This is a genomic window from Sphingopyxis sp. BE259 (genome assembly GCF_031457495.1).
In the GTDB taxonomy this organism is placed as follows: Bacteria; Pseudomonadota; Alphaproteobacteria; order Sphingomonadales; family Sphingomonadaceae; genus Sphingopyxis.
Window position 1 is genome coordinate 1,828,861 of record NZ_JAVDWM010000001.1, and the last position, 12,956, is coordinate 1,841,816.

At 65.1% G+C, this 12,956-nt stretch carries 15 protein-coding genes and 1 tRNA gene; 10 read left to right on the plus strand and 6 right to left on the minus strand.

Going from position 1 to position 12,956, the window contains the following annotated elements; all coding sequences use genetic code 11:
• Positions 1-195: 195 nt before the first annotated feature.
• The 6 genes from lon to J2X44_RS08880 all read left to right on the plus strand — a co-directional run bounded on the left by lon (position 196) and on the right by J2X44_RS08880 (position 5,871).
• On the plus strand, positions 196-2,592 hold the full coding sequence (gene lon / locus J2X44_RS08855) for an endopeptidase La (protein ID WP_310089141.1): 2,397 nt from the start codon (positions 196-198) through the stop codon (positions 2,590-2,592).
• A gap of 167 nt (positions 2,593-2,759) precedes the next feature.
• Entirely contained in the window at positions 2,760-3,032 is a 273-nt protein-coding gene (locus J2X44_RS08860) for an HU family DNA-binding protein (protein WP_310089142.1), read from the plus strand.
• Between the two features lie 156 nt (positions 3,033-3,188).
• Positions 3,189-3,263: transfer RNA gene (locus J2X44_RS08865), tRNA-Val, on the plus strand.
• A 141-nt stretch (positions 3,264-3,404) separates the two neighbouring features.
• On the plus strand, positions 3,405-3,659 hold the full coding sequence (locus J2X44_RS08870; protein WP_310249249.1) for a hypothetical protein: 255 nt from the start codon (positions 3,405-3,407) through the stop codon (positions 3,657-3,659).
• 128 nt (positions 3,660-3,787) lie between these two features.
• Entirely contained in the window at positions 3,788-4,453 is a 666-nt protein-coding gene (locus tag J2X44_RS08875; RefSeq protein ID WP_310089144.1) for a response regulator transcription factor, read from the plus strand.
• 113 nt (positions 4,454-4,566) lie between these two features.
• Positions 4,567-5,871, plus strand: coding sequence for a sensor histidine kinase (locus tag J2X44_RS08880; protein WP_405053401.1), 1,305 nt, complete (start codon positions 4,567-4,569; stop codon positions 5,869-5,871).
• A gap of 178 nt (positions 5,872-6,049) precedes the next feature.
• On the opposite strand, the gene J2X44_RS08885 is transcribed toward J2X44_RS08880, so the two are convergent.
• Positions 6,050-6,328, minus strand: coding sequence for a chorismate mutase (locus tag J2X44_RS08885; RefSeq protein WP_310089145.1), 279 nt, complete (start codon positions 6,326-6,328; stop codon positions 6,050-6,052).
• A 104-nt stretch (positions 6,329-6,432) separates the two neighbouring features.
• On the opposite strand from J2X44_RS08885, the gene J2X44_RS08890 reads away from it, so the two are divergent.
• The 4 genes from J2X44_RS08890 (at position 6,433) to J2X44_RS08905 (ending at position 10,724) form a co-directional block, all read left to right on the plus strand.
• Complete coding sequence (locus J2X44_RS08890; RefSeq protein ID WP_310089146.1) at positions 6,433-7,446, plus strand: polyprenyl synthetase family protein; 1,014 nt, start codon at positions 6,433-6,435, stop codon at positions 7,444-7,446.
• An 86-nt stretch (positions 7,447-7,532) separates the two neighbouring features.
• Entirely contained in the window at positions 7,533-7,913 is a 381-nt protein-coding gene (locus J2X44_RS08895; protein ID WP_310089147.1) for a DUF1801 domain-containing protein, read from the plus strand.
• Positions 7,913-10,375, plus strand: a complete 2,463-nt coding sequence (gene hrpB, locus J2X44_RS08900) for an ATP-dependent helicase HrpB (protein ID WP_310089148.1) — start codon at positions 7,913-7,915, stop codon at positions 10,373-10,375. Before J2X44_RS08895 ends, hrpB begins: the two co-directional genes overlap by 1 nt.
• Positions 10,376-10,445: 70 nt before the next feature.
• Positions 10,446-10,724, plus strand: a complete 279-nt coding sequence (locus tag J2X44_RS08905) for an ETC complex I subunit (RefSeq protein WP_310089149.1) — start codon at positions 10,446-10,448, stop codon at positions 10,722-10,724.
• Positions 10,725-10,855: 131 nt separating this feature from the next.
• Here the strand turns inward: J2X44_RS08905 and J2X44_RS08910 are convergent, their stop codons facing one another.
• From J2X44_RS08910 to J2X44_RS08930, 5 genes are all read right to left on the minus strand, one after another.
• Positions 10,856-11,071 carry a DUF4170 domain-containing protein gene (locus J2X44_RS08910; RefSeq protein WP_310089150.1) on the minus strand — a complete coding sequence of 72 codons (216 nt, stop codon included), beginning with the start codon at positions 11,069-11,071 and terminating at the stop codon, positions 10,856-10,858.
• An 80-nt stretch (positions 11,072-11,151) separates the two neighbouring features.
• The gene (locus J2X44_RS08915) at positions 11,152-11,505 is read right to left on the minus strand and encodes a hypothetical protein (RefSeq protein ID WP_310089151.1); all 354 of its coding nucleotides are present in this window, start codon (positions 11,503-11,505) and stop codon (positions 11,152-11,154) included.
• Entirely contained in the window at positions 11,489-11,896 is a 408-nt protein-coding gene (locus tag J2X44_RS08920; RefSeq protein WP_310089152.1) for a hypothetical protein, read from the minus strand. Before J2X44_RS08920 ends, J2X44_RS08915 begins: the two co-directional genes overlap by 17 nt.
• Positions 11,880-12,344: a phage holin family protein gene (locus tag J2X44_RS08925; protein WP_310089153.1), complete on the minus strand. Its 465-nt coding sequence runs from the start codon at positions 12,342-12,344 to the stop codon at positions 11,880-11,882. Before J2X44_RS08925 ends, J2X44_RS08920 begins: the two co-directional genes overlap by 17 nt.
• Positions 12,345-12,351: 7 nt before the next feature.
• Positions 12,352-12,897 carry a hypothetical protein gene (locus J2X44_RS08930; RefSeq protein ID WP_310089154.1) on the minus strand — a complete coding sequence of 182 codons (546 nt, stop codon included), beginning with the start codon at positions 12,895-12,897 and terminating at the stop codon, positions 12,352-12,354.
• Between the last annotated feature and the right edge of the window lie 59 nt (positions 12,898-12,956).

The window sequence follows — 12,956 nt, forward strand, 5'->3', positions numbered from 1 at the left end:
GAAGGGCTTGGACGTTGCGGTCCTTCGAGACGGGTCTTCGACAGGCTCATCCCCTCCTCAGGACGAACGGGACGGGATTCGGGGGTGTCATTCACCGCAGCGACATTGAATGCGTGCGAAGTTACGCCATATTAGCGATGAACACCCTATAAGAAGGGCGGTGCGTCCGGTCGTGGCGCCTGCCCAGGAGCCGTAATGACGCAATCTTTTCCCCTGCTGCCGCTGCGTGACATCGTCGTTTTCCCGCACATGATCGTGCCGCTGTTCGTCGGCCGCGACCGTTCGGTCGCGGCGCTCGAAACCGCGATGGAATCCGACAAGGAAATCTTCCTCGTTGCCCAGCTCGATCCGGGCGAGGATGATCCGCAGCGCGATGACCTGTACGACGTCGGCGTCATCGCCACCGTGCTCCAGCTTTTGAAGCTGCCCGACGGCACCGTTCGCGTGCTGGTCGAGGGCAAAGAGCGCGCCAAGCTGGTTGCGCTCAGCGAGGACCACAAGACGGTGATGGCGAGCGTCAAGCCGATCGATGACACGATCGATGACAGCGTTGATACCGCCGCGCTGATGCGCTCGGTTGTCGATCAGTTCGAAAATTACGCCAAACTCAACAAGAAGATGCCGGCCGAAACCGCGGTTCAGCTGTCGCAGATCGACGACGCCTCGCGCCTCGCCGACTCGGTCGCGGGCAACCTCAACATCAAGGTGTCTGACAAACAGGCGCTGCTGGTCGAAGACGCGCCGTCGAAGCGGCTCGAAATGGTGTTTGCCTTCATGGAGGGCGAGCTGGGTGTGCTGCAGGTCGAAAAGAAGATCCGCGGCCGCGTGAAGCGCCAGATGGAAAAGAGCCAGCGCGAATATTATCTCAACGAGCAGTTGAAAGCGATCCAGCGCGAGCTGGGCAACGACAATGGCGAAGGCGGCGACGACCTCGCCGAGTTGCAGCAAAAAATCGACGGCATGAAAATGTCGAAAGAGGCCAAGGCCAAGGCGAACGCCGAGCTGAAAAAGCTGCGCGCGATGGCGCCGATGTCGGCCGAGGCCACCGTCGTACGCAACTATCTCGACACGCTGATCGGCCTGCCGTGGGGCAAGAAGTCGAAGCTGAAAAAGGATATCGCCGCGGCGCAGGCGGTGCTCGACAACGACCATTATGCGCTCGAAAAGGTCAAGGACCGGATCGTCGAATATCTGGCGGTGCAGGCGCGCACCAACAAGCTGAAGGGGCCGATCCTGTGCCTCGTCGGCCCGCCGGGCGTCGGCAAGACGTCGCTGGGTAAATCGATCGCCAAGGCCACCGGCCGCGAATTTATCCGCCAGTCGCTGGGCGGCGTGCGCGACGAGGCCGAAATCCGCGGCCACCGCCGGACATATATCGGCTCGCTGCCGGGGAAGATCGTCACCAATCTGAAAAAGGCGGGGACGATGAACCCGCTGTTCCTGCTCGACGAAATCGACAAGCTGGGTCAGGATTTCCGCGGCGACCCGGCGTCAGCGCTGCTCGAAGTGCTCGACCCCGAACAGAATGGCAAATTCCAGGACCACTATCTGGAAATTGATGTCGATCTCAGCGACATCATGTTTGTCACGACGGCCAACTCGCTCAACCTGCCTCAGGCACTGCTCGACCGCATGGAGATCATCCGGCTGGAGGGTTATACCGAGGACGAGAAGGTCGAGATCGCCAAGCTGCACCTGATCGCCAAGCAGATCGAGGCGCATGGTCTGAAGGACGGCGAATTTACCCTGACCGACGAAGGTCTGCGCGACCTCATCCGTTACTACACCCGCGAGGCCGGCGTCCGCACCCTCGAGCGCGAAATTGCGCGGCTGGCGCGCAAGGCGCTGCGCCGCATCCTCGAAGGCAAGGCTGAAAGCGTTACCATTACCGCCGAAAACCTCAGCGAGTTTTCGGGCGTGCGCAAATATCGTCACGGTATGGGCGATCTGGAGGATCAGGTCGGCGCCGTCACCGGGCTGGCGTGGACCGAGGTCGGCGGCGAATTGCTGACGATCGAGGCGGTCACCGCGTCGGGCAAGGGCCAGGTCCGCACCACGGGTAAGCTCGGTGAAGTAATGACCGAATCGGTGCAGGCGGCGCTGTCGTTCGTGAAGGCGCGCGCCCCGGCCTATGGCATCAAGCCCAGCCTGTTCGCGCGCAAGGACATCCATATCCACTTGCCCGAAGGCGCGGTGCCAAAAGATGGCCCGTCGGCGGGTGTCGGCATGGTCACGGCGATGATTTCGACGCTCACGGGGATCGCGGTGCGCCGCGATGTCGCGATGACCGGCGAAGTCACGCTGCGCGGCCGTGTGCTGGCGATCGGCGGCTTGAAGGAAAAGCTGCTCGCGGCGCTGCGCGGCGGCATCACCACGGTGCTGATCCCCGAGGAAAATGAAAAGGATCTCGTCGAAATCCCGGCCAACATCACGACGGGATTGAAGATCATTCCGGTCAGCCATGTCGATGAGGTGCTGGCGGTGGCTTTGGTCAGTCCGGTTGTGCCGATCGAGTGGACCGAAGCCGACGAACTGGCCGCTTCGCCGCCGCTGGCGCCCGGCGCGGACCCCGAAACGACGATTCGCCACTGACCTTGAACGCTTGGGGTCTTTTGCGCGTGCTTTTCGTCGCAAAATGGTCGTTTAGCCGGGATTTTCGCCCCTTTTTGCTTTGACAAGAAGGGGCGAAACGGCGTTAGTGACGCCCCATGGCACGGCCATGAATCATTCAATCAACCAAAAGCAGGGGTTCCTTAGGCATGAACAAACAAGACCTGATCGCCGCCGTCGCTGACTCGAGCGGCCTCACCAAGGGCGACGCGAGCAAAGCCGTCGAAGCCGTGTTTGAAGCGATCACCGGTTCGCTGAAAAAGGGTGGCGAAGTTCGTCTCGTTGGTTTCGGCACCTTCGCAGTCAGCAAGCGCAAGGCATCGACCGGTCGCAACCCGCGCACCGGCGAAACGATGACCATTGCGGCGTCGAATCAGCCCAAGTTCAAGGCCGGCAAGGCGCTCAAGGACTCGGTCAACTGATTGACCAGCCCGCTGGGTAAACATTCGGGCCGCGGCGCAAGCTGCGGCCCGATTTGCATCCGCCGGCTTGTTTCGGTGAAATCGCCGTTGCAATCACCGACGCAGCGGCTATGGCCATCCGGCTTTCGGGGGTCGACCATTCGGTCGGACCCGGACGGGCGCGTAGCTCAGTGGTAGAGCACACCCTTCACACGGGTGGGGTCGCAGGTTCAATCCCTGCCGCGCCCACCATGGCTCGGGCCGTGGAGTGCAAGTTGAAACAGTGGCTGACGGGGTCATTCATCGCCTATTCAATGCCTTTGCGTTAGAGACACGGCCATGATCCGCACATTGATCCTTTCTGTCCTGTCCGTCCTGCTTCTCACTGCGGCTATGCCTGCCGCCGCGCGCAACGACCGAGACCAGGATAATTTGCGCAACGCCGCGGCGCAGGGACAGGTCGTGCCGCTAAACCGCTTGATTGCCGATGTTCGGTCGCGCGCGCCGTATAACAGCATGACCTATCTCGGCGGGCCGCAATTTGACGCGGGCCGCATGATCTATGCGCTGAAATTCATGGATGGCAGCCAGGTCGTCGTGGTCTATGTCGACGCCCGCACCGGCCGCATCGTCGGTCGCAAACCCTGAAATCCCTCCCTAACGAAATCCGGCGCCGACAATTCATCGCAACGACATTTTGCGATGAACGTTCGGACTTGATACACAGTCGAAACATGCGACCGGCGCCGTCCGGTCGGCCAGTGAAAGGCGTCTGAATGCGGATCCTGATTGTCGAAGACGAGCCCACCCTGGGTCCGCAGCTGAAGGCCACGCTGGAAAGCACCGGCTATGCGGTCGATCTGGCGACCGACGGCGAGGATGGGCATTTCCTCGGCTCGACCGAAAATTACGACGCCGCGATCCTCGACCTTGGGCTGCCCGAAATTGATGGGCTTACGGTGCTCGACCGTTGGCGCCGTGAAAAGCGCAATTTTCCGGTGCTGGTCCTGACCGCGCGCGACAGCTGGTCGGACAAGGTGGCGGGGCTCGATGCCGGCGCCGACGATTATCTGGCCAAGCCGTTCCAAACCGAAGAATTGATCGCACGCTTGCGCGCGCTGATCCGCCGCGCCGCGGGCAACGCGTCGAGCGAACTGACCGCGGGCGACGTTCGGCTGGACACGCGGTCGGGTCGCGTGACGCTGGCCGGTGAGGCGGTGAAGCTCACCGCGCAGGAATATAAGCTGCTGTCCTACCTGCTCCACCACAAGGGCAAGGTTGTGTCGCGCACCGAACTGATCGAGCATATTTACGACCAGGATTTCGATCGCGATTCGAACACGATCGAAGTGTTCGTGACGCGCATCCGAAAAAAGCTGGGCGCTGACATCATCACCACGATCCGCGGTCTGGGCTACCAGCTCGACGATCCGCAGGGCTGAACCGCTCGGCCATGGCCGAAATGGACCCAGCCCCGGCAACCGCGGCGGCGCCCGATGCAGCGGACAAGCCCGCCGCGCTGACCGGCCGTATGACCGGCTCGCTGGCGCGGCGCATGATCGCGATTGCGGCGCTGTGGATTTCGGTGCTGCTGGTCGGCGGCGGCTTTGCGCTCGACCGGGTGCTGACCGGGGCGATTACCCGCAATTTCGATTCCAGCCTGGAATATGTGCTGATCGCGATGATCCGATCGTCGGAAATCGGCCCCGACGGCGAGGTGCGGCTGGTCGAACCGCTCGGCGACCAACGCTTTCTGGAACCCTATAGCGGTCTGTACTGGCAGATCAGCGGCGGCGGGCAGGAACCTTATCGCTCGCGCTCGCTGTGGGAACGGTCGCTGAAGGCGCCAACCCCGCACATCGACGATCAGATTCACACCTATGACAGTAACCAGTTTCCCGACGAGGAACTGCGCGTGCTCGAACGAAATGTCATCCTGCCGGGTAGCAAGGTCAGCTGGCGGTATCAGATCGCACAATCGCGCGTCGCGCTTGACGCGCAAGTCGGGGCGGTGCGCGCGACCCTGATCCCCAGTCTGGCCCTGCTCGGGCTTGGGCTGATCATCCTCGCGGCGCTCCAGACCTTTTACGGGCTGTGGCCGCTACGCCATATCCGCCGCGCCATCGCAGCGATGCGCGGCGGCCAGAATCGGCGCGTCGATGCGCCGCTGCCGCTGGAGGTGCAGCCGATGGTCGACGAACTCAACGCGCTGCTCGCGCACAATGAAAAGCAGGCGGAGGAAGCGCGGCTGCACGCCGGTAATCTTGCGCATGCGCTCAAGACCCCGCTGACCGTGCTGCTCAACAGCGCGACCAGCCAGACGTCGCCGCTGGCCGATACGGTGCGTCGCGAGGCGGCGACGATGCAGCGGCAGGTCGAACATCATCTCGCCCGCGCCCGCGCCGTCGGGCGCCGCGGCGCTGCCCAGGCGCGCGCCAATGTCCGCGACAGCGTCGACAGCGTGACGCGCGCGGTGGCGCTGCTCTATCCCCAGGCGCGGCTCGACGCGGCGGGCGACAAGCAGCTGATTGCGCGGGTCGAGCGCCAGGATCTCGACGAATTGGTCGGCAATCTGCTGGAGAACGCGGCGAAATATGGCGGCGGTAGCGTTTTCGTGACCATCCAGCGCGACGGCGCGATGGCCGAAATCCTGGTCGAGGACGACGGCGCGGGAATTTCACCCGCCGACCGGACCCGTATCTTCGATCGCGGCGTGCGCCTCGACAGCGGCAAGCCGGGAACTGGTTTGGGGTTGGCCATCGTCCGCGACGTCGCCGAAATCTATGGCGGCAGCATCGCGCTTGAGGAAAGCGAGGATCTGGGCGGATTGCTGGTGCGGCTCCGGCTGCCGGCGGGCTAGAGCGAGATGACATTTGCGTCGATCGTCATTGCGAGGAGCGAAGCGACGCGGCAATCCAGAGTCGCGTAAGCCGCTCTGGATTGCTTCGCTTCCGCATCGCGGAAGTTTGCCCTGAGCGCCTGCGGGGCAGTCGAAGGGCTCGCAATGACGAGGGCTATCGACCTGAAGTCATCATGCTCTAGCCGTCGCGAGCCTGCTGGTGATGACGGATCACTTCCTCGATGATGAAGCGCAGAAATTTTTCGGTGAAGTCGGGGTCGAGGTCGGCGTCGCGCGCCAGTTCGCGCAGCCGCCCGATCTGCCGCTCCTCGCGTGAGGGGTCAGCGGGGGGCAGGCCGTCGCGCGCTTTCAGCTCGCCGACCGCCTTGGTCACCTTGAATCGCTCGGCCAGCATATAGACGAGCGCCGCATCGATATTGTCGATGCTCTGGCGAAAGCGGCTCAGTTGGTCGTCCATGCACGGCTCCTCTCAATCCCCGCCCGCTTGGCACCGCGCGGGGGGCCAAAGCAAGCCGAAAGTCGTTGCAAAATCGCGGCCGCGCGGCCAAGGCTCGCCGCATCATGACTGCCGAAATCCACCAGCTCTACGGCGAACGGCCCCCCTCGCTCGACCCGATGATGGCGCTTGTCGCCGCCGATATGAACGAGGTGAATTCGGTCATTCTTGAACGGATGCAATCCGAAGTGCCGCTGATCCCCGAACTCGCCGGTCACCTGATCGCCGGCGGTGGCAAGCGGATGCGGCCGATGCTGACTCTCGCGTGCGGCCAGCTGCTCGACTATCCGGGACGCCGTCACTGCAAGCTGGCGGCAGCGGTCGAGTTCATCCACACCGCCACGCTGCTCCACGACGATGTCGTCGACAAATCGGACCTGCGCCGCGGCCGTAAGACCGCGAACCTGATCTGGGGCAACAGTGCATCGGTGCTGGTCGGCGACTTCCTGTTCAGCCGCGCGTTCGAGGTGATGGTCGAGGACGGGTCGCTGAAGGTGCTCAAGATTCTCAGCCGCGCGTCGGCGGTGATCGCCGAGGGTGAGGTCAACCAGCTGTCGGCGCAGCGCCGCATCGAAACCAGCGAAGACCAGTATCTCGCGATCATCAACGCCAAGACCGCCGAACTGTTCGCCGCGGCGTGCAAGATCGCCGCGGTGGTCGCCGAACGCGACGAGGCGACCGAGGCCGCGCTCGACGCCTATGGCCGTAACCTCGGCATCGCGTTCCAGCTCGTCGACGATGCGATCGATTATGTTTCGGACGCCGAAACGATGGGCAAGGGGGTCGGCGACGATTTCCGCGATGGCAAGGTCACGTTGCCGGTCATCCTCGCCTATGCGCGCGGCAATGCCGAAGAACGGGAATTCTGGAAACTCGCGATCACCGGCCACCGGACATCGGACGAAGACCTCGCCCATGCGACGCGGCTGCTGCGCCAGCACGGCACGATCGACGATACGCTGGCGCGGGCGCGCCACTATGGCCAGCGCGCGGTTGATGCGATCGGCGGCTTCCGCGCCAGCCATGCGAAAGCGGCGCTGACCGAAGCGGTCGCCTTCGCAGTCGCGCGGGCTTATTGAGGCGGCTTTTCTATCGTCACCCCGGACTTGCTCCGGGGTGACGAGGATTGAATGATTTTGCCGCATATCGGGAACGACGAATGCCGATGATGGGTCCAGCCGCCGAAAGCCCTGACGCCTATATCGCCGCGCTGTCGGGGTGGCAGCGCGACCGCTGCGAAATGATGCGTGCGGCGATCCTGGCCACCGCCACTTTCGACGAAACCATCAAATGGACCAACCTCGTCTTCATGGCGAACGGCCCGTGCATCCTGATCCGCGCCGAAGAGCGTCGCGTGCTGCTCGGTTTCTGGCGCGGCAAGCGGCTGCGCGAGGTCGATCCGCGGATCAAGGCGAGCGGCAAATATGAACTCGGCAATCTGGTGATGGCCGAGGCGACCGAGGTGACGGCGGAGCAAGTCGCGATACTCGCCGCCGAGGCCTACCGCCTCAACCTCGAACTCGGCAACCCGGCGGCGCGGACCTGATGCAGCCGCTGCCGATCGACCAGGTTCTGCCCGACATCCTCGCGGCGCTGATCTTGAAGCCCAACGCCGTCGTCGTCGCGCCGCCGGGAGCGGGCAAGACGACGCGCGTGGCGCCCGCGCTGCTTTCCCAGCCGTGGTGCAGCGGCACCGTCTGGCTGCTTTCGCCCCGTCGGCTTGCAGCGCGCGCCGCGGCGGAGCGGATTGCCGACGAACTGGGCGAGCCGGTCGGCGGCAAGGTCGGCTATGCAACGCGGCTCGACAGCAAACAATCGGCAACGACGCGGCTGCTGGTGATGACGCCGGGGCTGTTCCGCAACCGCATCCTGGCCGATCCCGAACTCAGCGGCGTGTCGGCGGTGCTGTTCGACGAAGTGCATGAACGCAACCTCGACGGCGATTTCGCGCTCGCGCTCGCGATCGATGCGCAGCAGGGACTGCGTGACGATTTGCGGCTGGTCGCGATGTCGGCGACGCTCGACGGCGCGCGCTTCGGCGCGCTGCTCGGCAATGCGCCGGTGGTCAAAAGCGAAGGCAAGATTTTCCCGCTCGAGTTGCGCCACATTGGTCGCCGCGCCGAGGATCGGCCGGAGGCAAGCGTGCTGGTCGCGGTGCGGCAGGCGATAGCCGACGAGGCGGAAGGCGACATCCTGACCTTTCTGCCCGGCGCTGCCGACATCGAACGCGCCGCGGCGGCGGTCGAGGCGGCGGGACTGCCGCTCGTCGTCCACCGCCTGCACGGCCAGATCGATCCGGCGCTTCAGCGCAAGGCGCTCGTCCGCGATCCCGACGGCGGGCGCAAGCTGATCGTGGCAACGAGCATTGCCGAAACCAGCCTTACCATCGACGGGGTCCGCATCGTCATCGACGCCGGGCTGTCGCGGCGCCCGCGTTTCGATAAGGCGGCGGGCATCGCGCGGCTGGTCACCGAACGCGCCAGCCAGGCGTCGGCTACCCAGCGCGCTGGGCGCGCAGCGCGGCAGGGACCGGGGGTCGCCTACCGTTTGTGGGAAGCCGCCGCGACCACCGGCATGCCGCCGTTCGATCCGCCCGAAATCCACGAAAACGACCTGATGCCCGTCGTGCTCGATTGTGCCAGCTGGGGAATCATCGATCCGCGCCAATTGGGCTGGCTCGACCCGCCGTCACCCGCGGCGATCACCGACGCCAAGACGCGGTTGCAGGCGATCGGCGCGCTGGGCGACGACGGTCGGATTACCGCGCATGGCAAGGCGCTGGCCGCGATTCCGTTGCCGGTGCCGCTCGCGCATATGCTGCTCGATGCAGCGTGCGCGGGCGAGGGCGAGATGGCGGGGCGGCTCGCGGTGCTGCTCACCGAACCGGGGCTCGGCGGGCGCGGCGTCGATGTCGAGGCGCGGCTGTCGCGCTGGCGCGGACAGCGCGGCGACCGCAGCGAAGGCGCGGTGCGGCTGGCGCGGCGGCTGGCGGGAATCGGCGAAAAGCTGGCGGCGGGAACCGACCCGGTGCCATCGCGCTCAATCGGCGGCTGGATCGCGACCGCCTGGCCCGATCGCGTCGCGCGCCGGCGCGCGGGCCAGCGCGGCGAATATCTGAGCGTCGGCGGCCGCGCCTATCGCATCGACCCGGTCGAACCGCTCAGCGGTTGCGAATGGCTGGCAATCGCCGATGCGCAGGGCCATCCCGCGGGGGTTCGCATCCTCGCCGCCGCGCCGATCGAGCAGGCTGAGGTCGAGGCGATCTTTGCCGATCGCATCGTCGCCCACGCCGCGAGCAGCTATGATCCCGCCAGCGACCGCGTCGATCACCGCCGCGAACGGCGGCTCGGCGCGATCGCGCTGACCAGCGGGCAGGCGGGACGCAGCGACAATGCTGACGACGACATCGGGCTGCGGCTGGCGGCGGTGCGCGACAAGGGGCTCGGGCTGGTCGGTTGGGGACCGCAGTCGCAGGCGCTGCGCCAACGCGCCTCCTTTGCGGGGATCGATACGCTGTCGACCGGCGCGCTCGCCGACAGCCTCGATATCTGGTTGCCGCCGCTGCTCGCGGGATGCCGCGGTCTGCGCGACATTGGCGACCGCACGCTGACCGACGCGCTGATGGGACTGCTCGACTGGTCGGCGCGGCAATTGCTCGAAAAATATGCGCCCGCCGACTATGTCACTCCGGTCGGGAGCCGCCATCCGATCGATTATGGCGCCGACGGCGGGCCGACGGTCAGTGTGCGGGTGCAGGAACTCTACGGGCTGGCGCGCCATCCCACGGTCGGCGATCCGCCGGTGCCGCTGGTGCTCGCGCTGACCTCGCCCGCGCATCGCCCGATTCAGACGACGCGCGACCTCGTCAGCTTCTGGGGCGGCAGCTGGCACGATGTGGCGCGCGAGATGCGCGGACGTTATCCCAAGCACAGCTGGCCTGACGATCCCGCGAACGCGCGCCCGACCCTGCTGACCAAGGCGGCGCTGGCGCGGCGCGACGGCGCGTGACGTTGCCCCTTTTCGCGGCGCCGGGGAGCCGCTAAAGGATCGGTAAGCCAACCAACGCAGGACAGTCCCGATGAAAGCGCGCATTTTCCAGAAACCCAAAAATGCGATGCAGTCGGGACGCGCCGGAACCCAGCGCTGGACGCTGGAATTCGCTCCCGCCGAATCGCGCAAGCCCGATCCGCTGATGGGCTGGGCGGGCAGCGGCGATACGCAGCGGCAGATCCGGCTCGGCTTTGCGAGCCAGGATGAAGCGGTGGCTTATGCGGAGCGCAATGGCATTGACGCCGAGGTGGTTGCGCCGCCGGTTCGCACGCTGAAGATTCAGGCGTACGCGGATAATTTCCGCTGAGGCGGCGGCCGAAACAATAGACACCGTTTGTGCTGAGCTTGTCGAAGCACTGCTCTTCTTTTTGACGTCGCAAAAAAGAACGGCCCTTCGACAAGCTCAGGGCGAACGCGGCCTATTAATACCGTTAGCGCTTACTCGCTGTCCGGCTGCAACAGCTTGTGCAGATGCACGACCACATATTTCATTTCGGCATCGTCGACCGTGCGTTGCGCCGCGGCCCGCCACGCCTTTTCGGCTGACTTATAGTCGGGGAACAGGCCGACGACGTCGAGATGGTGGAGATCGACAAAGTCGGTGCCCTGCGGATCGCTGACGCGTCCGCCGAACACGAGATGCAATTTGCTCATGGCTGCTTTCCTTGCGGGCTGGCGCTGGGGAGGGGAGAAGGGGCGGCCCCTAACAGCGCGGCCCCGCTACGGCAAGCCGGTCAGTCGCCCTTGCGCCCCTTCGGCAGCAGCGAACCGAGCAGCGCGCCGATCGCAACCGCTCCCGCCACCAACGCCATCGGCTGTTTCTCAGCCGCATTCTTCAGCTTGCTGTTCGCGCGCTTGGCCTGAACCTTGCCCTTTTCATACACTTCACCGGCGGCCTCGCGGGCGACGCCAGCTTGTTCGCTGGCCTTCGCGGCGAAATCTTCGGTTGCGGCGCGGGCGCGGCCATAGCCGTCCTGGATGCGCGACTTCGCCGCTTCGGCGGTCAACCGCGCATTTTCGGCGGTTTTCTCGGCAAGTTCACTTGCTTTTGCGCGGGCGTCGCTGGCGGTTTCACTGAACGGCTTCATCGTCATTCTCCACTGGTTCGCTCATTTCGCCGTCATCGGCATATGTTTCATGGGCTGTTTCGTCGGTCGGTCGCAGTCGATCGGACACCGCACTCACCATGTCCTGAATCTTTTGGGTCAGTCGCGGCGCATGGTCCTTGATCGGTTCGCGCAGCAGCCACGCCACGCCCGCCACGGCAGCGAGCGCGATCGGCAGGCGGTTGTCGCGGAAACTCTCGCGCACCGCATGAGCGGCGTCGTCGATCTTGGCATTGACCCGGTACTTGCCGCGATCAACCAAGGCGCCAGGCTTGAACGCCGCCTTGGCAACATCGAGCCGGCGGTGCAGCTCGGCGCGCTGGAGCATCGAGCGGCGCGCGGCGGCGATCAGGCGATTACGCGTCCGCGGCATCGTCGAACCCCTCATTCGTCAGGTCGCGCCGCAGCGCGGTGCGAATATCGCCATAGCTGATATGCGCGCGCCACGCGGCACCGCCAGCAACTATCAGCAGCACACTCACCACGACCAGCGTCGCGAGCAGCGGGCCGATCTGCGGCGACAGCGCCAATATCGCGCCGAACGCCAGCGCCAGCAGCGCGACACCCGCCGCGGTGGCGGCAACCCCGCCCCAGATCGCCGCGCGACTGGCGCCATGCAGCGCCAACTCGCCGCGCGCTTCGATTAGCGCAAATTCTGCCTTTGCCGTCGCCGACAGATTGTCGACGACATCGCCGACAATCTGTTCGAGCGGCACCGGCGGCGGCGCCACCGGCGGCCCGTCGGGTGCGTAGCCGTGGCTTATGCCGCCAAAGCTGTGCGCATCGGGCGTCGATGGGGTGTTTTGATCAGGCGATGGCAACGGCCGGTCAATCGTTCGAGCCGCCCTTGAGCATCCGGGCCAGCACAAAGCCGATCACCGTGGCGGCGCCGACTGCAATCGCCGGGTTCTTCTTGACCATGTCCTTGGTCGAAGCCGCCAACTCGTCGAGATCTTTCTTGTCGAGCGTCGAGGCAAGGCCCGCGACGGTCGCCGCAGCCGAGCGCGCATAGTCGCCATATTGCTTGCCGAATTTGGTGTCGACGGTGCCCGCGCTGTCCTCGAGCATCTTGGCCAGATTACCGACGGTTTTGGCGGCCTTGTCCTTGCCCTTGGTCGCGGCTTTGCGCGCCTCGGTCGATGCCTGGTTGGCGAGCGTGGCGGCTTCACCCTTCAGCGATGCTGCCTTTTTCGACGCTTCCGACTTGATCGTGTCGCGGGTCGCGGCCAGCTGATCGCGGATCGGGTGATCCTTGGCGGCTTTCACCGTAGCGGGCTTGCGCGCGGGCGCGGCCTTGGTGGCGGCGGCCTTTGCAGGTGCCTTGGGACGCGGAGCGGCGACTTTTTTGGTCGCGGGAGTAGCGGCTTTGGCCATGGCGTTGTCCTCTTCTTCTTATGTCGGGCGCCGCATCGGCGAACATCCCTTTTGGTCCT

What these genes read in the sequence shown, in the direction of transcription:
- J2X44_RS08930 (WP_310089154.1), bottom strand. Translation starts at nt 12,897, where the DNA reads ATGGCCAAAGCCGCTACTCCCGCGACCAAAAAAGTCGCCGCTCCGCGT.
- J2X44_RS08870 (WP_310249249.1), top strand. Translation starts at nt 3,405, where the DNA reads ATGCCTGCCGCCGCGCGCAACGACCGAGACCAGGATAATTTGCGCAAC.
- hrpB (WP_310089148.1), top strand. Translation starts at nt 7,913, where the DNA reads ATGCAGCCGCTGCCGATCGACCAGGTTCTGCCCGACATCCTCGCGGCG.
- J2X44_RS08875 (WP_310089144.1), top strand. Translation starts at nt 3,788, where the DNA reads ATGCGGATCCTGATTGTCGAAGACGAGCCCACCCTGGGTCCGCAGCTG.
- J2X44_RS08920 (WP_310089152.1), bottom strand. Translation starts at nt 11,896, where the DNA reads ATGCCGCGGACGCGTAATCGCCTGATCGCCGCCGCGCGCCGCTCGATG.
- J2X44_RS08880 (WP_405053401.1), top strand. Translation starts at nt 4,567, where the DNA reads ATGATCGCGATTGCGGCGCTGTGGATTTCGGTGCTGCTGGTCGGCGGC.
- J2X44_RS08905 (WP_310089149.1), top strand. Translation starts at nt 10,446, where the DNA reads ATGAAAGCGCGCATTTTCCAGAAACCCAAAAATGCGATGCAGTCGGGA.
- J2X44_RS08910 (WP_310089150.1), bottom strand. Translation starts at nt 11,071, where the DNA reads ATGAGCAAATTGCATCTCGTGTTCGGCGGACGCGTCAGCGATCCGCAG.
- lon (WP_310089141.1), top strand. Translation starts at nt 196, where the DNA reads ATGACGCAATCTTTTCCCCTGCTGCCGCTGCGTGACATCGTCGTTTTC.
- J2X44_RS08885 (WP_310089145.1), bottom strand. Translation starts at nt 6,328, where the DNA reads ATGGACGACCAACTGAGCCGCTTTCGCCAGAGCATCGACAATATCGAT.
- J2X44_RS08895 (WP_310089147.1), top strand. Translation starts at nt 7,533, where the DNA reads ATGATGGGTCCAGCCGCCGAAAGCCCTGACGCCTATATCGCCGCGCTG.
- J2X44_RS08860 (WP_310089142.1), top strand. Translation starts at nt 2,760, where the DNA reads ATGAACAAACAAGACCTGATCGCCGCCGTCGCTGACTCGAGCGGCCTC.
- J2X44_RS08890 (WP_310089146.1), top strand. Translation starts at nt 6,433, where the DNA reads ATGACTGCCGAAATCCACCAGCTCTACGGCGAACGGCCCCCCTCGCTC.
- J2X44_RS08915 (WP_310089151.1), bottom strand. Translation starts at nt 11,505, where the DNA reads ATGAAGCCGTTCAGTGAAACCGCCAGCGACGCCCGCGCAAAAGCAAGT.